Annotated in this window: 17 protein-coding genes and 1 riboswitch; of the genes, 16 read left to right on the top strand and 1 reads right to left on the bottom strand. The window is 68.7% G+C overall.

Going from position 1 to position 21,798, the window contains the following annotated elements; translation table 11 throughout:
- Positions 1-7: 7 nt before the first annotated feature.
- Positions 8-1,183 (bottom strand): cytochrome P450, encoded by a 1,176-nt coding sequence (locus AWB89_RS10860; protein WP_085173451.1) that lies wholly within the window; start codon positions 1,181-1,183, stop codon positions 8-10.
- A 197-nt stretch (positions 1,184-1,380) separates the two neighbouring features.
- Between AWB89_RS10860 and AWB89_RS10855 the strand changes: the two genes are divergently transcribed.
- The 16 genes from AWB89_RS10855 to AWB89_RS10775 all read left to right on the top strand — a co-directional run bounded on the left by AWB89_RS10855 (position 1,381) and on the right by AWB89_RS10775 (position 21,024).
- Positions 1,381-1,575 carry a ferredoxin gene (locus AWB89_RS10855; RefSeq protein WP_066912427.1) on the top strand — a complete coding sequence of 65 codons (195 nt, stop codon included), beginning with the start codon at positions 1,381-1,383 and terminating at the stop codon, positions 1,573-1,575.
- 419 nt (positions 1,576-1,994) lie between these two features.
- The gene (locus AWB89_RS10850) at positions 1,995-3,305 is read left to right on the top strand and encodes a PPE family protein (RefSeq protein ID WP_085173449.1); all 1,311 of its coding nucleotides are present in this window, start codon (positions 1,995-1,997) and stop codon (positions 3,303-3,305) included.
- Positions 3,306-3,470: 165 nt separating this feature from the next.
- A complete protein-coding gene (locus AWB89_RS10845) occupies positions 3,471-3,770 on the top strand; it encodes a PE family protein (protein ID WP_066912455.1) in 300 nt (99 codons plus the stop codon).
- A gap of 10 nt (positions 3,771-3,780) precedes the next feature.
- Entirely contained in the window at positions 3,781-4,986 is a 1,206-nt protein-coding gene (locus AWB89_RS10840) for a PPE family protein (protein ID WP_085173574.1), read from the top strand.
- Positions 4,987-5,486: 500 nt separating this feature from the next.
- A complete protein-coding gene (locus AWB89_RS10835) occupies positions 5,487-6,725 on the top strand; it encodes a PPE family protein (protein ID WP_085173447.1) in 1,239 nt (412 codons plus the stop codon).
- Between the two features lie 217 nt (positions 6,726-6,942).
- Positions 6,943-8,163 (top strand): PPE family protein, encoded by a 1,221-nt coding sequence (locus AWB89_RS10830; RefSeq protein WP_139830777.1) that lies wholly within the window; start codon positions 6,943-6,945, stop codon positions 8,161-8,163.
- Between the two features lie 309 nt (positions 8,164-8,472).
- Complete coding sequence (locus AWB89_RS10825; protein ID WP_068231124.1) at positions 8,473-8,772, top strand: PE family protein; 300 nt, start codon at positions 8,473-8,475, stop codon at positions 8,770-8,772.
- Positions 8,773-8,995: 223 nt separating this feature from the next.
- A complete protein-coding gene (locus AWB89_RS10820; protein WP_066914021.1) occupies positions 8,996-9,292 on the top strand; it encodes a WXG100 family type VII secretion target in 297 nt (98 codons plus the stop codon).
- A 50-nt stretch (positions 9,293-9,342) separates the two neighbouring features.
- Entirely contained in the window at positions 9,343-9,627 is a 285-nt protein-coding gene (locus AWB89_RS10815) for a WXG100 family type VII secretion target (RefSeq protein WP_068226688.1), read from the top strand.
- 97 nt (positions 9,628-9,724) lie between these two features.
- On the top strand, positions 9,725-10,627 hold the full coding sequence (locus AWB89_RS10810) for an ESX secretion-associated protein EspG (RefSeq protein ID WP_085100747.1): 903 nt from the start codon (positions 9,725-9,727) through the stop codon (positions 10,625-10,627).
- Positions 10,628-10,896: 269 nt separating this feature from the next.
- Positions 10,897-12,414, top strand: a complete 1,518-nt coding sequence (gene eccD / locus AWB89_RS10805) for a type VII secretion integral membrane protein EccD (protein WP_085173445.1) — start codon at positions 10,897-10,899, stop codon at positions 12,412-12,414.
- Positions 12,392-14,254, top strand: a complete 1,863-nt coding sequence (locus AWB89_RS10800) for a type VII secretion-associated serine protease mycosin (RefSeq protein WP_085173443.1) — start codon at positions 12,392-12,394, stop codon at positions 14,252-14,254. Before eccD ends, AWB89_RS10800 begins: the two co-directional genes overlap by 23 nt.
- A 19-nt stretch (positions 14,255-14,273) precedes the next feature.
- The gene (gene eccE / locus AWB89_RS10795; RefSeq protein WP_085173441.1) at positions 14,274-15,479 is read left to right on the top strand and encodes a type VII secretion protein EccE; all 1,206 of its coding nucleotides are present in this window, start codon (positions 14,274-14,276) and stop codon (positions 15,477-15,479) included.
- Complete coding sequence (eccA, locus tag AWB89_RS10790; protein ID WP_085173439.1) at positions 15,476-17,308, top strand: type VII secretion AAA-ATPase EccA; 1,833 nt, start codon at positions 15,476-15,478, stop codon at positions 17,306-17,308. Before eccE ends, eccA begins: the two co-directional genes overlap by 4 nt.
- Before the next feature lie 584 nt (positions 17,309-17,892).
- On the top strand, positions 17,893-19,161 hold the full coding sequence (locus AWB89_RS10785) for a PPE family protein (protein WP_085173572.1): 1,269 nt from the start codon (positions 17,893-17,895) through the stop codon (positions 19,159-19,161).
- A 90-nt stretch (positions 19,162-19,251) separates the two neighbouring features.
- Positions 19,252-19,428, top strand: a riboswitch (M-box (ykoK) riboswitch).
- Positions 19,429-19,821: 393 nt separating this feature from the next.
- Positions 19,822-21,024: a PPE family protein gene (locus AWB89_RS10775; RefSeq protein ID WP_085173437.1), complete on the top strand. Its 1,203-nt coding sequence runs from the start codon at positions 19,822-19,824 to the stop codon at positions 21,022-21,024.
- The last annotated feature ends 774 nt before the right edge of the window (positions 21,025-21,798 follow it).

Genomic DNA, 21,798 nt, shown 5'->3' with positions numbered 1-21,798 from the left:
GGGGAGATCAACTCCAGTGCAGCGGTAGTTCTTTGAGCGCGAACGTCTTTGACGGGAATTTGATTTCGGGTCGGTAATCGGCCGGCACCTCGAAATCGGGGATCTGCTTGAGCCATTCCGCGACGATGATGGTCAGCTCGATCCGCGCCAGGTGCGAACCCAGGCAGCGGTGCGGTCCACCGCCAAATCCCCAGTGCCGGTGCACCTTACCGTCCAGGAACAGCTCGTCGGTGGACATCGCGTCGCTGCCGTCGCGGTTCACGGCCGCCATGCACAGCCGCACCGGTGTGCCCGCGGGCAGGGTCATGCCACCCACGGTGACGATCTCCGTCGTGACCCGGGGCGCCACCGGCGCCGACGGCTCCAGCCGCACGATCTCTTCGATGAAGACCCTGATCTGCCTGGGGTTGTCGCGCAGCTCCTCGCGGAGCTGCGGCCTGCGCGCGAGTTCGAACAGGGAGAAACCGATCGCCGCGGTCACCGTGTCCAGGCCCGCCAGGATCAGCAGGTGGCTCATGCCCAGCAGCTCGAGGTCGGTGAAGTCGCCCTCGCCCAGCATCACTTGCGACAACATGTCGTCGCCCGGGTTTTCCCGGCGCTGGGCGATCGCCTCGGTGAGATACGCCAACAGCTCGTGCGCCTTGGCGAAGTCCTCCTGCGCCATATAGGGCTTGTCGCCGATGATGGCGTCTTTCCAGTCGATGACACGGTCGCGGTCCTCGACCGGCAGACCGTAGAGGTCGAGGAAAACCTGGAAGGGGTACAGCCTGGCGAAATCCGCCATGGCGTCGCACTTGCCGCGCCCGGCGAGCTCGGCGATCATTTCCGCGGCGTGGCGCTGCAGCACCGGCCGCGACTTGCTCAGTCCCTGCGGGCTGAAGTAGGGCTGCAGGATCTTGCGGTAGCGGGTGTGCTCCGGCGGGTCGAACGCCAGCGGGATCACCGGCAGCGGGCTGCCCGGGGGCTGCAGTGCCAGCCGCGACGAATAGACCTTGGGATTGCGCAGCGCGGCGAGCACGTCCTCGCGACGGGTCAGGTAGTAGTGGCCGTTCATGAACACCACCGGCCCGGCGTCCCGCAACGTCTTCCACCCGACGCCGCGGTCTTCTGCCATCGGCAACTTGGTGTACTCGAGCCGCGGCAGGTGGAAGCTGCCTGGCTGGCCTTCGCCAAGTGTGCTCATGCGCTCGATCTCCGCCTGTCCGTGTGTTTTTCGTCTTGTCGTCTCAGTCCCCGACGCAGCAGGCCCGCCCGAACCCGATGGCACACCAATATCGCATGCAGGGGACAGGGGCACCAATTGGCGCGGCCGCGATCGGCGACCATCTCTTAGACTTTATCGACCGACCAAATCTACCTACCGTCGAAGAAGGAAACCTGGTGAAGGTTCGTCTCGAAAAGTCCAAATGCGTGGGCCACGCCCAGTGTTACGCCGTCGATCCCGAGCTTTTCCCCATCGACGCTTCGGGCTATTCGACTCTCGAAGAGCACGAGGTGCGGCCCGAGGACGAAGAGTTGACTCGCGACGGCGTGGCCTCCTGCCCGGAAATGGCGCTGATCCTCGAGGAGGATTGACGGCGCAGCGCTCAAACCAAAAGCAAACGGTGGGTGAACGATTGGCGGCCGTTGGTGAACTGCGGTTGGCCGGGAGTGAACAATAATTGGCTCGGAATGAACAGTTGGCATCGTCGGTCGGCGGGCCCTTTATCAGCAGCTAATGTCTTGGGCGAGCGGCAGTTCGGGCACTAGGAGCTGTCGCTCGGTTGCTGACCGCGGGCTGATCGAGGCACATTGTGGATCTCATACCTGACCGGAAGTCCGGTAATCCTGGTGGCACATCACCCATCTGGACAGAAGGGTCGGGTGCGTCGCCGTGCGCTTTCCGCCCGCGGGCCGAGTTTGCCGGTCCACAAAGTCGTGACCGCGCTCACCACGATTTTTACCTGACCGCCGCGATCGCCAACGCGATCACGGCCGACTGAGGAGGACACGGGGTGTTCGACTTCGGAGCGTTACCGCCCGAAATCAATTCCGGTCGGATGTACGCGGGTCCGGGAGCAGAGTCGATAATGGTTGCCGCGACGGCCTGGGACGCGCTGGCTGCGGAGCTGAGCACGGCGGCCAGTGGCTACAACTCGGTGATCACCGAGCTCACCAGCGCTCCCTGGATCGGGCCTTCGTCGACCGCGATGGTCTCGGCGGTCGTGCCCTACGTGAGCTGGCTCAGCACGGCGGCCGGCCTGGCCGAGGAGAGCGCCAGCCAGGCGCGGGCCGCCGCGGGCGCCTTCGAGGCGGCGTTCGCGATGACGGTGCCCCCGCCGGTGATCGTGGCCAACCGGGTGCTGTTGGCCACGCTGGTTGCGACCAACTTCTTCGGGCAGAACACACCGGCGATCATGGCCACCGAGGCGCAGTACATGGAGATGTGGGCGCAGGACGCCGCCGCGATGTACGGCTACGCCGCGTCATCGGCGGCCGCCACGGTATTGACCCCCTACCAGGCGCCGCCCAACACCAGCACGCCGGACGCTCCCAGCCAGCAGGGAGCTGCGGTCGCCCAGGCCACCGCCCAGCCCGCCGGCAACGCCGCGCAGACCGCGGCCCAGGCGGTCCAGGCCGCATCGATCCCGCAGACACTGCAGCAACTCGCGCCACAGCAGCTGAACGGTTACCAGTTCACGACCTGGCCGTTCTCGATGCTGCAGAGCCAGCTGCAGGACCTGATCAAGTACGGGCTGCCCACTCCTATGAACGACTGGTTCAACGTCCCGGGCATCATCAAGCCGGCGGTCGTGGGTTACCCGTCGTCGTTCCCCTCCAGCGGCATCAGCCCGTTGTACAACGAGGGGCGCCAGTTCCTGCAGGCCTACTTCGGTGTGGGCATCGGCAACTTCGGTTGGTCGATCGGCCAGCAGCTGAGCTTCGGCCCCGGCGGTGCAACGGCCGGTGCCGGTGGAGCCTGGTTCCCGACGCCGCAGTTCGGCGGCCTGCACCTGGGCGCCGTCGGTGGCCTCGGCGGCGTCCACCCCGCCGGAGCGGTATCGGCGAGCACCGGCGCCGCCGGCAAGGTCGGCATGATGTCGGTTCCGTCGAGCTGGTCCCATCCGACGTCAGAGGCGGCCGTCACGCTCGCCGCGTCGGAGGAAACTCCGGCACATGCTGGTGCCAACGGCGGTGTACCAGGGAATGGCATCCTGCGCGGCATCCCGATGACGGGCGCGGGCCGGCGCACCGCTGGCTACGGCTACACCAACAAATACGGGTTCCGATATAGCGTGCTGACCCGCCCACCGTCGGCCGGATGACGAGCCGAAATGAACAGCAGTTGTCCACCAGTGAACAGTTGGCGCTAAGGAGGCGCGACCCGGAGGGATCCAATTAGTCTCACTAGCAAGCCATGTCTGAAGTGAAATTCAGCAGCAAATCTTTCCTTGAAGGTCATCGAGCCTGAAAGTTGAGGAGGAAACGAAATGTCCTTTGTGACCACACAGCCCGAAGCGCTGGCGGCGGCCGCGGGCAGCCTGCAGGGCATCGGCTCGGCGTTGAGCGCCCAGAACGCGGCGGCGGCGGCCCCGACGACCGGCGTGGTGCCGGCGGCGGCCGACGAGGTGTCGGCGCTGACCGCGGCCCAGTTCGCCGCGCACGCCCAGATGTACCAGGCCGTCAGCGCGCAGGCTGCGGCGATTCACGAGCAGTTCGTCAGCACCCTGGGCATCAGCTCGGGGTCGTACGCGGCGACCGAGGCGGCCAACGCGGCCGCGGCCGGCTAGGAGGTCAGTGATGAGCGACTTGGGTATGTTGCCCCCGGAGGTCACCTCCGCGATGATCTACGCGGGCCCGGGCTCCGGGTCGATGATGGCGGCGGCCGCGGCCTGGAATGGGATTGCCGCCGAACTGAATTCGGCCGCCCTGGGCTACGACCAGATCATCACCCAGCTGGCCGGCGAGGAGTGGCTTGGGCCCGCCTCGGCGTCGATGGCTTCGGCGGCGGAGCCCTACGTGCAGTGGATGACGACCACCGCCGGTCAGGCCGAGGAAGCCGCCGCCCAGGCTCAGAACGCCGCTGCGGCCTACGAGACCGTGCTCGCGTCGGTGGTGCCCCCGCCGCTGATCGCGCTCAACCGCACGGAGCTGTCGCAGGCCATGGCGACCAACATCCTGGGCCAGAACAACGGGATCATCTCGCAGCTGGAGGCCCAGTACCAGGAGTTCTGGGCGCAGAACGCCGCGGCGATGTACAACTACGCCGGTCAGTCCGCGGCGGCGGCCAAGGTGACGCCGTACCAGAACGCGCCGACGGTTGCCAACCCCGCCGCGGCGGCCGTCACCCAGTCCGCGGCGCCCGCCGCGTCGATCCAACAGACGCTGCAGAGCTACCTCAGCCAGATTCAGAGCTCGTTGGGCGCGCTCGCCACTCCCGGTCAGACGACCGCGCTGGTGAACCAATTCGGGACCAACAATCCGTTGACCGAACTCTGGTTCCTCATCAGCGGTCAGACCACGCTGCCCACTAACCTCGGTACGTTCCTTGGTGGTTACTCGAACTACGCGAGCTTCTTCTACAACACCGAGGGTCTGCCGTACTTCTCCGTGGGTATGGGCAACTTCGGTGTGCAGATGGCCAAGACCTTTGGCGCGATCGGCGGGGCCGCGGCCCCGGCCGCGGCCGCGGTGCCCAAGGGCCTGCCCGGACTGGGCGGCCTGCTGGGTGGCGGCGCCGGCGCGGCGGCGCACCTGGGCAGCGCGACCTCGATCGGCAAGCTGTCGGTCCCGGTCTCCTGGACGGGCGCCACCGCCCCGACGGCCGCCGCGGCCCACGCCATTCCGGTCAGCAGCGTCAGCGCTGCCCCGGAGGCCGCCGGGGGACCCGGAAACCTGCTCGGCGGCATGCCGCTGGCCGGTGCGGGCGCCGGCGGGGGCAGCGGTGCCGGACCCCGGTACGGGTTCCGTCCCACCGTCATGGCCCGGCCGCCCCTCGGCGGGTAGCCGACCGCACTGCAACATCGCGCCGCGGGCGCAGGCACACAGCCTGCGCCCGCGGTGGCGTTTCGGGGGAGCGCAGGCCACCGCAGCTGCCGCCGACCGACCCCGCATGACCCGCTTCCGATCAGCGAACGCGCCGGTCGCGCCCATCCGCCGCTTTATCTGCGACCGGATTTTTAACTGGCCGGGCGGCGTTCGGGCCAGGAAAACTTGCTCGAACGGACCCGCCTGCCGCGGGCGCCGGCCCCGCCGTCGCCGGATTGTCGGTGCCTTTCCGCAGGTAGAGGCCCTGCCGGCGCCGCGCCGCCGAGTGGGCATTCAAACCCGCCCCGACCTCTCGTCGGCGGCTGCTTTGCCGCCGGCCGGAGGTTGCCGCCGTGCCCGGTGGAGGCGGTGGTGGGGTCGTTGCGTCTAGCCTCACAGCAGAACGACTGCGTGAACAATCGCGCCGTTATACCCGAACTTGCGGAGAAAACATGCCCTATGAGTCCGGTGGTGCGTAAGTGCTCGACTTCGGGGCACTACCGCCAGAGATCAACTCGGGCCGGATGTACGCCGGACCGGGTTCCGGGTCGATGATGGCTGCGGCGTCGGCCTGGGATGGGCTGGCCACCGAATTGAGCCTGACCGCGACCGGCTACACGTCGGCGATCACCGAGCTGACCAGCTCGCCGTGGCTGGGCCCGGCGGCGCAGGCCATGGTGGCCGCGGCCACCCCGTACATCTCCTGGCTCAGCAGCGCGGCCGCGCTGGCCGAGGAGACCGCCAACCAGGCCAGGGCGGCCGCGGCGGCCTTCGAGGCCGCGTTTGCGCTGACGGTCCCCCCGCCGGTTGTCGCGGCCAACCGGGTGTTGTTGATGACGCTGGTCGCGACGAATTTCTTCGGTCAGAACTTCCCGGCGATCGCGGCGACCGAGGCGCAGTACGCGGAGATGTGGGCACAAGACGCCACGGCCATGTACGGCTACGCCGGCGCCTCGGCGGTCGCCACGCAGTTGAACGCGTTCAGCGAGCCGGGACAGACCACCGACCAAAGCGGACTGGCCGCGCAGGCCGCCTCCGTCAGCCAGGCCATCGCCACGCCCGCCGGGACCAGCGCACCGCAAGCGGCCGCCACCCCGGGATTGTCGCTTACGCCCGACGCGATCTCCGTCACGTCGATCTTCACGCCGATCAATCAAGCGCTGCAACAACTTTCGACCGGGGCGTTGGCGTCGCCGCTGAACCCCTACAACTGGTGGATCGTCCAGCAGTTCGCCAACCTCAACGTGACGAACCGGACCGCGTTGTCCCGGCTCGCGGTGGGGCTTCCGTACTTCTCCACCGGCATGATGAGTTTCGCCGGCTCGATCGCGCAGCAGCTGACCTTCGGCCCCGGCGGAACGACGGCCGGCTCGCAGGGCGCCTGGTTCGCCACACCCCAATTCGCCGGCCTGCACCTGGGCAGCGTGGCCGGCGGCGTGGGCAGCCCCGGCGGTGTGGCGGCGAACTTGTCCTCGGCCACCAAGATCGGGGGGCTGTCGGTGCCGCAGGCATGGACCGGCTCTCCCGCCGCGGTGGAACAGCAAGCAGCCCAGGCGCTCGCCGTCGACTACGCCACCGACCCGCAGGGCGCCGGGCCCAATGGGTTGCTGCGCGGCATGCCGATGGGCGGCGGCGGCCGGCGCGCCGGCTCCGCGTGGCCGCCCCGTGAATATGGCTTCAGACGCAGCGTGCTCGCACGTCCACCATCGGCCGGATGACCCAGATGGCAAACGACATTCGCCGAGCGCGCCCCGAGCCGACCCGATCCCATGCGATCCGGCCGGCCCCACCGAGCGCGGTAAGGCACAGCGCCGCAAGCGATTTCACGGTGGTCCAGCAATTGTTCGGCGAAGCCCGGGGCGTCGGCTCCGGGGCAGATGCGGCTACGGAGGCGGCCAAGGCGGCCGCGACTGGTTAAGGAGTCAGGAAATGGCAATCGATTTTGGTGCATTACCGCCCGAGATCAACTCGGCGCGCCTGTACGCGGGCGTGGGCTCCACGCCGTTGGTGACCGCGGCGTCGGCGTGGAACTCATTGGCCGCCGAGCTGAACGCGGCCGCCCTGGGGTACGAGAACGTCGTGACCCAGCTGGCCAGCGAGGAGTGGCTGGGGCCGGCCTCGTCGTCGATGGCGGCGGCGGCGCAACCATACGTGGACTGGGTGAGCACCACGGCGGCCCAGGCCGAACAGGCGGCCACCCAGGCCAGCGCGGCCGCGGCCGCCTACGAGGCCGCCTTTGCGGCAATCGTGCCGCCACCGCTCATCGCGGCAAACCGGGCCGAGCTGGCCCAGGCGGTGCAGACCAACGTGCTCGGTCAAAACACCGGGATCATCGCCCAACTGGAGGCGCAATACAGCGAGTTCTGGGCGCAGGACGCCGCGACCATGTACAGCTATGCCGGCAACTCGGCGTCGGCGTCCACCGTGACGCCGTTCACCGCGGCGCCGACGGTTGCCAGTCCCGCCGCGTCGAGCACCCAGGCGGCCGCGACGACCGCCGCCGCGGGCACCTCTGTCAGCTCGATCCAGAACCAGATCAACAGCGCGATCAGCCAGATCACCGCGCAACTCACCAGCCTGGCGTCGCCGTACTACACGCCGTTGCAGCAGGAATGGTGGTACTTCGCGTCGGGCACCGGTCCGCTGTCCTCGGTGTGGCAGCTGTTGTTCGGCAGCCCCACGTTCCCGGGCAGCAGCCTGTCGGCATTCATGTCCGCGATCTCGCCGTACGCCGGGGTTTTCTACAACACCGAGGGTCTGCCCTACTTCAGCATCGGCATGGCCAACTCGATGACCCAGACCGCGAAAACGGTCGGCGCGATCGGCGGGGCGGCGGCGCCCGCGGCGGCGGCCGTCCCCAAGGGCTTGCCCGGGCTGGGCGGATTGCTCGGCGGAGGCGCGCCCGTCGCCGCGCACCTGGGGAGCGCGACATCGCTCGGCAAGCTGTCGGTGCCGGCCTCGTGGTCCGGGCCCGTCACGGCGCCGAGCCACGCGACCGCCATACCCGTCAGCAACGTCAGGGAGGCCCCCGATGCCGGGGCCGGAAACCTCCTGGGCGGCATGCCCCTGGCGGGCGCGGGTACCGGCGGATCCAGCGCCGGACCGCGGTACGGATTCAAGCCGGTCGTGATGGCCCGCCCGCCCGCGGCCGGGTAGCCGGACCCGCCCACCGTGATCGATTTGCTCCCGCGCGTTTTCGGCCCGTCAGTGCTAAGCTCCATACGTGCTGGCCAGCAGGCCTTCCGCAGCACCACCGGGGCGCTGGCTCTGATTGTTTGCTGTGACGGTCCTGTGAACGCCAGCGGTAGGGGCCCGGCGCTGTTACTGTGTCGTTACCAAAAGTGAATTTGCCGTGCCATCCGGTGAACAGTTGAGAACGGGTGGCCTCGGAACGAGCTTGAAACGGAAGTTGTCATCTAGTCTCTGCACATAGCGGTGCGGGGGAAATCTTGAGGAGGGAAAAGCATGTCGTTCGTTACCACACAACCCGAAGCGCTGGCGGCGGCCGCGGGCAGCCTGCAGGGCATCGGCTCGGCGCTGAGCGCCCAGAACGCCGCCGCGGCGGCCCCGACGACCGGCGTGGTGCCGGCGGCGGCTGACGAGGTGTCGGCGCTGACCGCGGCGCAGTTCGCCGCCCACGCGCAGATGTACCAGGCCGTCAGCGCCCAGGCGGCGGCGATTCACGAGCAGTTCGTCAGCACCCTGGGCATCAGCTCGGCGTCCTACGCCGCGACCGAAGTCGCCAACGCGGCGGCCGCGGGCTGATCGGATCCAGCGGTTAACGCCTTTGACGGAACCCGCGACGGCGCGGGTTCCATGGCGATCATCCGGCGTCCATCGCGCCGGGGCCTGACGGCTGGGCCGAAGCAGCTTTTCGGGGGGACCAACTTTCCTGTATGCGGCTCGGCGGTGCGTTAGCGCGTAACCGCAGGGTCGTCGCTCAATTACAACTGAATACAAGTCACCCAGAATTAAGGAGAAAGCCAACATGGCAACACGTTTTATGACCGACCCGCACGAGATGCGGGCGATGGCGGGCCGTTTCGAGGTCCACGCTCAGACCGTTGAGGACGAGGCTCGCAAGATGTGGGCGTCGTCGATGAACATCGCTGGTGCCGGCTGGAGTGGCCAGGCGCAGGCGACCTCCTACGACACCATGGGTCAGATGAATCAGGCCTTCCGCAACATCGTGAACATGCTGCACGGTGTGCGCGACGGGCTGATCCGCGACGCGAACAACTACGAGCAGCAAGAGCAGGCTTCGCAGCAAATCCTCGGCAGCTAGCGCGAAAAGCGCAGGCTGCGTACCCTTTGAGACGTTAGGAGAACACCGATATGACAATCAATTACCAGTTTGGCGATGTGGACGCCCACGGCGCGACGATTCGCGCTCAGGCCGCGTCGTTGGAGGCCGAGCACCAGGCCATCGTTCGCGATGTGTTGGCTGCTGGTGACTTCTGGGGTGGCGCCGGTTCGGTGGCTTGCCAGGAGTTCATCACCCAGTTGGGTCGTAACTTCCAGGTGATCTACGAGCAGGCCAACGCCCACGGCCAGAAGGTGCAAAGCGCCGGCAGCAACATGGCCAGCACCGACAGCGCCGTTGGGTCCAGCTGGGCCTAACTCGCAACTTCGGGCGCGGCAGCACACCAGAAATCGGTGTGCTGCCGCGTCCTGCGGTTTCAGTTAATTTCGACCACTTCGACCTCCGAGGCTATTGATGGATCAACAGAGCACCCGCACCGACATCACCGTCAACGTCGACGGCTTCTGGATGCTTCAGGCGTTGCTCGACATCCGGCACGTCGCGCCCGAATTGCGGTGCCGGCCGTACGTATCCACCGATTCGAGCGACTGGCTCAACGAGCATCCCGGTATGGCGGTGATGCGCGAGCAGGGCATCGTCGTCGGCGACGAGGTGCAGGAGCAGGTCGCCGCCCGGATGCGGGTGCTCGCCGCGCCCGACCTCGAGGTCGTCGCCCTGCTGTCGCGGGGCAAGCTGCTCTACGGCGTCGTGGAGGACGAGAACCAGCCGCCCGGTTCGCGCGACATCCCCGACAACGAGTTCCGGGTGGTGCTGGCCCGCCGCGGGCAGCACTGGGTGTCGGCGGTTCGGGTCGGCAGCGACATCACCGTCGACGACGTCGCCGTCGCGGACAGCGCCTCGATCGCGTCGTTGGTGCTGGACGGCCTGGAGTCGATTCACCACGCCGAGCCGGCGGCGATCAACGCGGTCAACGTCCCGCTGGAGGAGATGCTCGAGGCGACGAAGTCGTGGCAGGAGTCCGGTTTCAACGTCTTTTCCGGCGGTGATCTGCGGCGGATGGGCATCAGCGCCGCCACCGTCGCCGCGCTGGGGCAGGCCCTGTCCGACCCGGCCGCCGAGGTGGCGGTGTACGCGCGTCAGTACCGGGACGACGCCAAGGGCCCGAGCGCCTCGGTGCTGTCCCTGAAGGACGGCTCGGGTGGCCGCATCGCGCTGTATCAGCAGGCGCGGACGGCGGGCTCGGGGGAGGCGTGGCTGGCGATCTGCCCGGCGACCCCGCAACTGGTGCAGGTGGGCATCAAAACGGTGCTGGACACCCTGCCCTACGGCGAGTGGAAAACGCACAGCAGGGTCTGACATCCGCGTGAAACACAAACTTTACCAACGCTTTTGCCGACAACATGCGGTCGGGATGCGAAGACGGCATACTTCTCTAGAATCACATCAGCAAATCTTCAAAGCACTGTCACCACAACTCCTTAGCGCAAGGCGAGGCAGATGAAATCCGAATTAGTCGAGCTGTACCTCTCAGGGGGCCGCAGCGCCGCGGCGAGTGAAGCGACCGAGGCTCCCACGCGCCTCGCGACACGGGGTTCCACGTTGACCATGGCAGGGGGTGCTGGGCGATGACATCGGCCGGAGTAGCTGACGCCTTACAGGCGGAAATCGAGGGCATTGCACAGCCCCGCGCGGTAGTCGTCGGCATCATGGCCGGCGAGGGCGTCCAGATCGGTGTGCTGCTGGACGCCAACGCCCCGGTCTCCGTGATGACCGACCCGCTGCTCAAGGTGGTCAACAGCCGCCTTCGGGAGCTCGGCGAGACCCCGCTGGAGGCCACCGGCCGCGGCCGCTGGGCGCTGTGCCTGGTCGACGGCACCCCGCTGCGGGCCACCCAGTCGCTGACCGAGCAGGACATCTACGACGGCGACCGGCTGTGGATCCGGTTCCTGCCGGACACCGAGCACCGGTCGCAGGTCATCGAGCACATCTCGACCGCGGTCTCGGCAAACCTGAGCAAGCGCTTCGCCGCGATCGACCCGATCGTCGCCGTCCAGGTCGGCGCCTCGATGGTCGGGATCGGCGTGACCGCGGCGGCGGGTTTGCTGGGGTGGTGGCGTTGGCATCACAACTCCTGGCTGCCGACGGTCTACGCCGCCGTCATCGCCGCGATCGCGTTGACCGTCGCGATCCTGCTGGCGATGCGCGCGAAGACGGACTCCGACCGACTCGTGGCCGACATCATGCTGCTGAGCGGCCTCGCGCCGCTGACGGTGGCCGCGGCCTCGGCACCACCCGGCGGCGTCGGCTCGCCGCAGGCGGTGCTGGGCTTCGGCGTGCTCGCGGTCTCCGCGGCGCTCACCCTGCGGTTCACCGGTCGCCGGCTGGGCATCTACACCGCGATCGTCACGATCAGCGCGGTGGCGGCCATCGCCAGCCTGGCGCGCATGGTGGCCAACACCAGCGCGGTCACCAACTTCACCTGCGTGGTGCTGGTCTGCGTGCTGGCCTACCAGGCGGCGCCGGCCATGTCGCGCCGGTTGGCCGGCATCCGGCTGCCCGTCTTCCCGTCGGCCACCAGCCGGTGGGTGTTCGAGGCGCGGCCGGACCTGCCGACCACGGTAGTGCGGCCCGACGGCGGCGCCCCGGTCCTGGAGGGCCCGGCGTCCGTCCGGGATGTGGTGCTGCAGGCCGAGCGCGCCCGCTCGTTCCTGACCGGCCTGCTGCTGGGCCTGGGCGTGCTGATGGTGGTCTCGCTGACCGCGCTGTCGGATCCGCACACCTTCCAGCGCTGGCTGCCGCTGCTGCTGGCCGGCTTCAGCGCCGGGTTCCTGATGCTGCGCGGCCGTTCGTACGTCGACCGCTGGCAGGCCATCACGCTTGCCGCCACGGCGGTGCTCATCGTCGCCGCGGTGGTGGTGCGCTACGCCCTCGGGCTGCAGTCGCCGCTGGCGGTGTCGATCAGCGTGGCGATTCTGGTCGTGCTGCCGGCGCTCGGCATGACGGCCGCGGCGGTCGTGCCCAACACCATCTACAGCCCGCTGTTCCGCAAGCTGGTGGAATACGTCGAGTACCTGTGCCTGATGCCCATCTTCCCGTTGGCATTGTGGCTGATGAATGTCTATGCGGCGATCCGTTACCGCTAGGAGCAAGGTGCGGCGCGGTCGCGCATTACGCGCGACCGTCGCCGCACTCCTGCTCACTTCAGGCGCACTAGCCGGCTTGCCGCCGGCGTCGGCCATTTCGCCCCCGACGGTTGATCCGGGCGCGGTGCCGCCGGACGGCCCGCCGGGACCGCCGGCGCCGATGAAGCAGAACTCCTACTGCACCGAGGTCGGGGTGCTGCCGGGCACCGACTTCCGGTTGCAGCCGAAGTACATGGAGATGCTCAACCTGCAGGAAGCGTGGCAGTTCGGGCGCGGCGCGGGGCAGAAGGTCGCGGTCATCGACACCGGTGTCACGCCGCACCCGCGGTTTCCGCACCTGATCCCCGGCGGTGACTACATCATGTCCGGCGACGGGCTGTCGGACTGCGACGCGCACGGCACCATCGTGGCGTCGATGATCGGCGCGGCCCCGGCCAACGGCGCGGCGGCACCGCCCGCGGCGCCCCGCAAGCCGGTCACCATCCCCACCACCGAGCCGCCGCCGAAAGCGCCGCCGCCGCAGACGGTGACCCTGTCGCCGCTGCCGCAAACGGTGACGATGGTGCCTCCGCCGCCGCAGTCGGAAGCGCCCCCTCCCGGACCGTTCGGCGCGCCGCCCGCGCAGCCCGCGCCACCCGGGCCGGCGGGCCCGCCCGGACCCGCGGGCCCCCAACCCGGACCGGGTCAGGCGCCCGCCGCGAGCCACTCCGGCGGGACGGTGACGATACCCAGCTATTCGGGCGGCGGACAGGTGATCGGGGTGGACAACCCGGTCCGCCCGACCGCGCCGCGGCCGCTCGACCCGCCCAAACCGCCGCCACCCCCGGCGCCGCCGCCGGGAGCGCCGTCGTCGCAGGCCCCCGACGCCTACAGCGGGATCGCCCCGGACGTCGACATCATCTCGATCCGGCAGTCCAGCCAGGCGTTCGGCCTCAAGGACGCCTACACCGGCGACGAGGACCCGCAGACGCGGGCAAAGATCGACGACGTCGAGACCATGGCGCGGGCGATCGTGCACGCCGCGAACCTGGGCGCCACGGTGATCAACATCTCCGACGTGACCTGCATGAGCGCGCGCAACATCATCGACCAGCGAACGCTGGGCGCCGCCGTGCGGTACGCGGCGGTCGACAAGAACGTCGTCATCGTGGCCGCGGCCGGGGACACCAGCAAGAAGGACTGCAAACAAAATCCCGCCTACGATCCCATGCAGCCCAAGGATCCCCGCGGCTGGAGCGGTGTCAGCACGGTCGTGACCCCGTCCTGGTACAGCGACTACGTCCTGACGGTCGGCGCGGTCGACACCGAGGGCCGCCCGCTCACCCAGGGTGGCGGGCAGGGTTCGACGAGCGTCGCGGGACCGTGGGTCGGCATCGCCGCGCCGGGCACCGACGTCATCGGGCTCTCGCCCCGGGACGACGGCCTGATCAACGCCATCGACGGCCCGGACAACACGCTGCTGGTCCCGGCGGGCACCAGCTTCTCGACCGCGATCGTGTCCGGCGTCGCAGCCCTCGTCCGCGCCAAGTACCCGCAGCTGTCGGCGTACCAGATCATCAACCGGCTGGAACGCACCGCCAGGGCCCCGGCGCGCGGGGTGGACAACCAGGTCGGATACGGCGTCATCGACCCGGTGGCGGCGCTGACGTGGGACGTGCCCGACGGCCCGGCAAAGCCGCCGCAGCAACTGTCGGCGCCCCTGAACATCCCGAAGCCGGCCCCGCACCGCGATATGGTGCCAATATGGGTGGCAGCCGGAGGGCTGACCGCGGCTCTATTGATCGGCGGCGCCGTGTTCGGGATCGCGGTGTTCATCAAGCGAACACGCAAGCAGCAATGAGGTCGGAGCAGCGATAGTAATGAAGGCTCAACGAAGTTTTGGACTGTCCTTGTCGTGGCCACGCGTCACCGCGGTGTTTCTGGTCGACATCCTGATCCTGTTGGTGGCCAGCCACACCCCGGCCTCCTGGCAGGGTGAGCACCACATCGCGTTCTGGGTGGGTGTGGGGCTGGCGTCGGTGGTGACGCTGCTGTCGCTCGTCACCCACCACGGGCTCACCGTGACCTCCGGCCTGGCCACCTGGCTGTGGGATTGGTCCGCCGACCCGGGGACCGCGCTGACGGCCGGGTGCACGCCCGCGATCGACCACCAGCGCCGCTTCGGGCGCGACAAGGTCGGGGTGCGCCAGTACGAGGGCCATCTGGTCAGCGTGATCGCGGTCGACGGTGGGGAGGAGGACGCCTCCGGACGCCACCGGCACCGGCCGACCGCCGGCATCCTGCCGGTCCAGGCCGTCGCTGATGGCTTGCGCCAGTTCGACATTCACCTCGACGGCATCGACATCGTCACGATGAAGGTCCGCCGCGGCGGCCCCGACGCCAGGGCCGCCGAGAAGTCGAAGCTGGACGACTGGGGCCCCGAAGAGTGGGGGCTGGTGAGCGACGAGCCCGCCTCGTACGTACGCCGCACCTGGCTGGTGTTGCGGATGAACCCGCAGCGCAACGTCGCGGCCGTGGCGGCTCGCGACTCGCTCGCGTCGACGTTGGCCGCGGCCACCGAGCGGCTCGCCCAGGATCTCGACGGGCAATCGTGTGTGGCCCGGCCATTGACCGCCGACGAGCTCGCCGAGGTCGACAGCGCGGTGCTGGCCGACCTGGAACCGACCTGGAGCCGTCCCGGGTGGCGGCACCTCAAGCACTTCAACGGGTTCGCCGCGAGCTTCTGGTTGACGCCGTCGGACATCTCCTCCGAGACCCTCGAGGACTTGTTGCTGCCCGACGTGGGGGCCGCCGTGATCACGGTCCGGCTCGGCACCAGCGGCGGCCGGCCCGAGCTGGCGGCGTGGGTGCGCTACCACAGCGAAAGCCGGCTGCCCCGCAAGGTGTCGTCCGGCCTCAACCGGCTCACCGGCCGCCAGCTGGCGGCCGTGCGCGCCAGCTTGCCCGCCCCGGCGGCCCGCCCGCTCCTGGTCGTGCCCAGCCGTCCGTTGCTCGATGACGAGGATCTGGTGCTGTCGGTCGGTCAGGTTCGGGAGAGCGCAGCGAGCGTATCCGCAGCGCAATGACGCGGTCTCAATCCACCGCCGAAGACGCCCGCAATGCAATGGTCGCCGGGCTTTTGGCGTCCGGAATTTCGGTCAACGGGCTACAGCCCAGCCACAACCCGCAGGTGGCTGCGCAGATGTTCACGACGGCGACCACGCTCGATCCCGGAATGTGCGACGGCTGGCTGGCCCGGATCCTGGCGGGGGAGCAGAGCATCGAGGTGCTCGCCGGCGCGTGGGCCTCGGTCCGGACGTTCGGCTGGGAAACCCGCCGCCTCGGCGTCACCGATCTGCAGTTCCGGCCGGAGGTGTCCGACGGGTTGTTCTTGCGCCTGGCCGTCACCAGCGTGGAGTCGCTGGCGTGCGCCTATGCCGCCGTCCTCGCCGAGGCGAAACGGTACGAGGAGGCCGCGAAGCTGCTCGACGGCGTCGACCCGCGGCACCCGTTCGACGAGGAAGTCGTCAACTACGTGCGGGGCGTGCTGTACTTCCGCACCGGGCGCTGGCCCGACGTGCTCGTCCAGTTCCCCGAGGGCAAGACCTGGCGGCACCCCGAGCTGAAGGCCGCGGGCGCTGCGATGGCCACCACCGCGCTGGCGTCGTTGGGCGTCTTCGAGGAGGCCTTCCGGCGCGGCGAGGCCGCCGTCGAGGGGGACCGGGTTCCCGGGGCGGCCAACATCGCCCTGTACACCCAGGGCATGTGCCTGCGGCACGTCGGCCGCGAGGAGGAAGCCGTCGAGCTGTTGCGGCGGGTGTACTCGCGGGATCCGAAGTTCGCCCCGGCCCGCGAGGCGCTCGACAACCCCAACTATCGGCTGGTGCTGACCGATCCCGAGACGATCGAGGCTCGCACGGATCCGTGGGATCCGGACAGCGCGCCGTCGCGCGCGCAGACGGAGGCCGCCCGCCACGCCCAGGAGGCCGCCAAGTATCTGGCCGAGGGCGACGCGGAGCTCAACGCGATGCTGGGCATGGAACGGGCCAAGCGCGAAATCAAGCTCATCAAGTCCACCACCAAGGTGAACCTGGCCCGGGAAAAGATGGGGCTCCCGGTGCCGGTGACCTCCCGCCACACCCTGCTGCTGGGGCCGCCAGGGACCGGCAAGACGTCGGTGGCGCGGGCGTTCGCCAAGCAGCTGTGCGGGCTCACGGTGTTGCGCAAGCCCGTAGTGGTGGAGACCAGCCGCACCAAGCTGCTGGGCCGCTACATGGCCGACGCGGAAAAGAACACCGAGGAGATGCTCGAGGGCGCGTTGGGCGGGGCGGTGTTCTTCGACGAGATGCACACCCTGCACGAGACCGGCTACCACCAGGGCGACCCGTACGGCAACGCGATCATCAACACGCTGCTGCTCTACATGGAGAACCATCGCGACGAGCTGGTGGTTTTCGGTGCGGGCTACGCCAAGGCCATGGACAAGATGCTCGAGGTGAATCAGGGTCTGCGACGGCGCTTTTCGACCGTGATCGAGTTCTTCAGCTACACGCCGGACGAGTTGGTCGCGCTGACGAAGCTGATGGGGCGCGAGAACGAAGACGTCATCACCGACGAGGCCGCCGAGGGGTTGCTGCCGTCGTACACGAAGTTCTACCTCGACGAAAGTTACTCCGAGGATGGCGATCTCATCCGCGGCATCGACACGCTCGGTAATGCCGGCTTCGTCCGCAACGTGGTGGAAAAGGCCCGCGACCACCGCAGCTTCCGGCTGGACGACGAAGACCTCGACGCGGTGCTGGCCAGCGATCTGACCGACTTCAGCGAATCCCAACTGCTCCGGTTCAAGGAGTTGACCCGCGAAGACCTGGCCGAGGGGCTGAAGGCCGCGGTCGCCGAGAAGAAGACGCCCTGACAGCGCTTCCCCGCTTCGTCAGCAGCTAACGGCCGCAACGGTTTTTCGCGGCGCCCCGGCAACCCGTCAATCCGTCCGGTGTCGTTTGCGGCCGGGCGAATTCTATGAGCTTTCTATTAATCGGCGATGGCCGAGCGCCTCGCGTTGCCGGGCCTTGGCGCCGGTGCCACCATCATTTTGCGCGCTCATCGCCGAGCGCATGCCCCCCGCGGAAGTAGGTCTCGAGAAGGGGATTTAGCTGCGGTCATCCTCCGACGAGCGCGGTGCCCGCGCCCGGCAAATTGCGGTTGGCGGTCTCGTCCTTAATCGGGCAACCGCGCGCCGGGCCACGACAGGAGGTGGGCAACCTGGGCGAATCGAACGCTGGAAAACAGTGACCGTTCCTTTCCGATCCGGTCGCGGCGCGCTCGCCGACGTGTGAATCGGCACCACCCGAGGCCCCCTTGGCGACCACGAGCGCCGCCGGGTCGGACTATCCCTCTTGTAAGGAGAAATCCGATGTCTTTCTTTGTGCCACAACGGGAATCACGGGCGGCCACCGACGCCCCCGGCGCCGCCGCGGCGGGTTAAGGGAGGTGGTGGCAATGGATTTCGGAGCGCTACCACCGGAAGTCAACTCCGCGCGGATGTACGCCGGGCCCGGTTCCGCGCCGATGATGGCCGCGGTGACGGCCTGGGCGGCGCTGGGCGCGGAGCTCGGTTCCGCCGCGGCCGCATACGAATCGGTGATTTCGGGGCTCGCCGGCGAAGGCTGGATGGGACCCGCCTCGGCATCGATGGCGGCCGCGGCCGCTCCCTATGTGCGGTGGATGAGCAGCACCGGCGCGCTCGCCCAGCGGGCCTCGGCCCAGGCGGCGGCCGCGGCGGGAGCCTATGAGGCCGCGTATGCCATGACCGTGCCGCCGGCGGAGGTGGCGGCCAACCGCGCTCTGCTCGTGGCGCTCGTCGCGACCAACGTCCTCGGGCAGAACACCGCGGCGATCGCGGCCACCGAAGCCCAGTACGGCGAAATGTGGGCCCAGGATGCGGCGGCGATGTATGGCTACGCGGGAAGCTCGGCGGCCGCGTCGACGCTGACGCCGTTCGATCAACCCGCGGCGACCACCGATCCGGCCGGGCTGGCCGGCCAGGCGTCGTCGGTCGCGCAGGCCACGGGCAGCGCCGCGGGCACCGGCAGCCAGACGATGGACCAGCTGATGTCGGCGATACCGACTGCGCTGCAAGGGTTCTCGTCACCCCTTTCGGCGGCCGCGAACCCCGCGTCGGCGATCCCGGGGCAGGGGATCCTCGACGGCATCCTCAATTTCCTGGACGGTGCGGACGGCAACGCGATCGGCACTTTCTTGAACTCCTCGCTGGTCAATGGGTTCGTATCGGCCGGATACGTGAGCCCCGCCATCATCGAACCGGCCGTCACCGCCGGGATGTCCGACATCAATGCCGTGGCGGTCTCCGCAACGCCCGGGGCCGCCGCACTACCGCCGATGGGTGCCGGCGCCGGAAACCCAGGCTGGTTGCCGCTGCTGACGCCGGGGGCCGCCCCGGCGGGCATAGCGGGCGACCTGAGCGGAGTGGTTTCGGCGGGCACGAACCAGGCGGCGCTGGTCGGGCGATTGTCCGTGCCGCAGGGCTGGACGGCGGCCGCCCAGGTGGCGAACCACGCCGGGGTGACGTTCGCCGGCGGCGGTTGGACCAACGCCGTGGGTCCGAGCGCCGGCGCGGTGCAGGCCGGCCCGGGAGCGATGCCGGGCATGCCGGGCATGCCCGCCGCGACGGCGGGAGGTGGCTACGGCCACGGCCCGCGCTACGGGTTCCGCGTGACGGTGATGCCACGGCCGCCGGCCGCCGGGTAAGGCGAGCAGGCGGCACCCACGATGTGAATTGTTGCAACCGTGTGGCAGCTGGCTTGACTCACCGACGACCCGAGTGCCACCATGGCCTCTGCAGCACCTCGCTAGGTGAGGCGTCCGCATGGATACAGGCCACTGACCTCGAACGTCGAAAGACGCCCAGGGTCAGGACAGCTCCTCCCGGATTAAGGGTTGAGCCCAAGTGGCTTTCGGTTCGAGTCGAGCCGGATACGCCGTGCGGTGCCAAAGCTCTGACGAGAGGGGTGCGGGTCCGCGGGCGTTCCGTCCTGGCCCTCCTCCCCGTGTGCAAGCAGCGCAGGTAAACGGCATCCCCGTGTGCCAAGGCCGTGAGGAGGTGAGAGCGAAATGAGTCCCGACGATAGTCCGTATTCCAGATCGACCATTTCGTTTCGATCCGGCCCCGGCCCCTTTCTGACCGCCTGAACGGCTCGCCCCGACAGGCCTCATCCGCATGCGTCCGCTTGGCGGACAGCGGCTTTGGCATGCGCGCAGAGTAGCCAGCACTGACAGACACGCCGGGGATCGGTTCCTTTTCGTGAGGAGAACTCCGATGTCTTTTTTCGATGCGCGCGTATCGTCCTTGACTGCAACACGATTCGGCGCCCACACACTGATCGCAGCTAGCCGGGAGGGAGGCCGGCAATGACCCTGGCACTGGACTTCGCGACACTTCCTCCCGAGGTCAACTCCGGCCGGATGTACTCCGGGGCGGGTTCGGGGCCGATGCTGGCCGCCGCGTCGGGCTGGCATGGGTTGGCCGCCGAAATGCGCTCCGCCGCAACGTCTTACGGCTCGGTGCTGGCGGCGCTGACCGGCGAGGAGTGGCACGGCCCGGCGTCGGCGTCCATGGCGGCGGCCGCGGCGCCGTACGTTGCCTGGTTGGACGCGACGGCAGAGCAAGCGCAGCAGGCGGCCGCCCAGGCCGAGGCCGCCGCCGCGGCCTATGAGGCGGCGTTCGCCGCCACGGTGCCGCCACCGGTGATCGCCGCCAACCGCGCCCAGCTGATGGCGCTGATCGCCACCAACATCCTGGGCCAGAACACCCCGGCGATCGCGGCCACCGAGGCGCAGTACGCCGAGATGTGGGCCCAGGACGCCGTGGCGATGTACGCCTATGCCGCCTCCTCGGCGGTCGCCTCGCAGCTGAGCCAGTTCACCGAGCCGGGGCAGACCACCAACCCCGGCGGGGTGGCCGCGCAGTCGACCGCGGTGGCCCAGGCCGTCGCCGCTCCGGCCGGCACCCAGCAGAGCACGCTGTCGCAGCTGATGTCGGCGCTGCCCGCGACGCTGCAGGGGCTGTCGTCGCCGGCGTCGTCGTCGCCGGCGTCGGAGATCGTGGGACTGCTGACCGGGTCCGGGTCGGGATCGCCGGCGCTCGACAACCTCTGGGCAGAGTGGGGGCCCGACGCCAACGTGTGGAACACCGTGTTCTCGTCCGGGTTCTACATGCCCAGCAACACCATCGCCCCGTTCCTCGGGCTGGCGGGCCAGGCCGCGGGCAACGCCGCTTCGGACGCGGCCACGGAGGTCGGCGGCGCGGTCGGCGACGCCGTGGCCGGACCGGTCGGCGCGGTCGGCGGTCTCGGCAACGCCGTTTCGGCCGGCCTGGGCCGCGCCCCGATGATCGGCGCGATGTCGGTGCCGCCGAGCTGGACCGCGCCCGCGCCGCTTGCCGGCCCGCTGGCGTCGCCATTCGGTGGCACGCCCATGGTGCCGCCGCCGGCCATGGCGGCGGGCATGCCGGGCATGCCGATCGGGACTGCGAGCGCACAACCGTACGGGCGCGCCGTCCCGCAGTACGGCTTCCGCCCGACGTTCGTCTCGCGCCCACCCGCCGCGGGATAGCGGAGAGCGGCCGGCACTTTACGCCACCTCACAGTCGGCCGATCGGTGCATTGAGGTTTCCGCAACCCGCCGGAAACCCCGAGCGCACGCGAGCACGCGCTGTACGGGTCCGCTAGCACCACGAACGGCCTGCGCCTGCTCACAGAAAACTTTCAGCAGCTAATCAGTGGTATGGCAGGGATCGATACGTACGCTGGGTGAAATTCAGGGGAGCAGCACATGACGATCAACCAACCATTCGGCGATGCCGAGGCCTCCGGGCAAACGGCGGCGACCGCGGGCAGCAACCCAAGCGACGACGGCGGCGCCACCGGCTCCGGTGGGGCGTAATTGGCACTTCGGCGTGAATAGCGAACCCCGCACCGGCGATACTCAGGACACATATTGGCGAACGCAAATGCGGCGTTTCCCGCAAAATAATGTCGCATTCGCCATTAAGCAATTTGGCGAAAGTGCAATAGCAACGCGCATCCTCCGCGGTTATTGATGACGCCACTTCCAGCGCCGATGGGCGCGGCTCAATTGCGCAGGCATGAAAAGTTAGCGCCGCATTCTGAAAGGTTGCTGAGTGCTCGCTACTAACCTGCTGCACAACGCTTTCAGCACAGCGATGGATTAGCTGACGGGCAGCGTACTCACAGCGATAGTGACATCGTGAGACATAGTTTTTACGTTAGCCTTACATGCCAGGAACCCGCGACAAATACATTTCCCTCACGATGATCCTGACCTTGGGCAGCGGGGCCTGACGGCGCGGCAGTTGCGCGCCTAAGC

The organism is Mycobacterium paraense, from assembly GCF_002101815.1.
Taxonomy (GTDB): domain Bacteria; phylum Actinomycetota; class Actinomycetes; order Mycobacteriales; family Mycobacteriaceae; genus Mycobacterium; species Mycobacterium paraense.
This window is presented reverse-complemented; position numbering and strand designations above follow the sequence as displayed.

What these genes read in the sequence shown, in the direction of transcription:
- AWB89_RS10860 (WP_085173451.1), bottom strand. Translation starts at nt 1,183, where the DNA reads ATGAGCACACTTGGCGAAGGCCAGCCAGGCAGCTTCCACCTGCCGCGG.
- AWB89_RS10845 (WP_066912455.1), top strand. Translation starts at nt 3,471, where the DNA reads ATGTCCTTTGTGACCACACAGCCCGAAGCGCTGGCGGCGGCCGCGGGC.
- AWB89_RS10840 (WP_085173574.1), top strand. Translation starts at nt 3,781, where the DNA reads ATGAGCGACTTGGGTATGTTGCCCCCGGAGGTCACCTCCGCGATGATC.
- AWB89_RS10825 (WP_068231124.1), top strand. Translation starts at nt 8,473, where the DNA reads ATGTCGTTCGTTACCACACAACCCGAAGCGCTGGCGGCGGCCGCGGGC.
- AWB89_RS10820 (WP_066914021.1), top strand. Translation starts at nt 8,996, where the DNA reads ATGGCAACACGTTTTATGACCGACCCGCACGAGATGCGGGCGATGGCG.
- AWB89_RS10815 (WP_068226688.1), top strand. Translation starts at nt 9,343, where the DNA reads ATGACAATCAATTACCAGTTTGGCGATGTGGACGCCCACGGCGCGACG.
- AWB89_RS10810 (WP_085100747.1), top strand. Translation starts at nt 9,725, where the DNA reads ATGGATCAACAGAGCACCCGCACCGACATCACCGTCAACGTCGACGGC.
- eccD (WP_085173445.1), top strand. Translation starts at nt 10,897, where the DNA reads ATGACATCGGCCGGAGTAGCTGACGCCTTACAGGCGGAAATCGAGGGC.
- AWB89_RS10800 (WP_085173443.1), top strand. Translation starts at nt 12,392, where the DNA reads ATGCGGCGATCCGTTACCGCTAGGAGCAAGGTGCGGCGCGGTCGCGCA.
- eccE (WP_085173441.1), top strand. Translation starts at nt 14,274, where the DNA reads ATGAAGGCTCAACGAAGTTTTGGACTGTCCTTGTCGTGGCCACGCGTC.
- eccA (WP_085173439.1), top strand. Translation starts at nt 15,476, where the DNA reads ATGACGCGGTCTCAATCCACCGCCGAAGACGCCCGCAATGCAATGGTC.
- AWB89_RS10785 (WP_085173572.1), top strand. Translation starts at nt 17,893, where the DNA reads ATGGATTTCGGAGCGCTACCACCGGAAGTCAACTCCGCGCGGATGTAC.
- AWB89_RS10775 (WP_085173437.1), top strand. Translation starts at nt 19,822, where the DNA reads ATGACCCTGGCACTGGACTTCGCGACACTTCCTCCCGAGGTCAACTCC.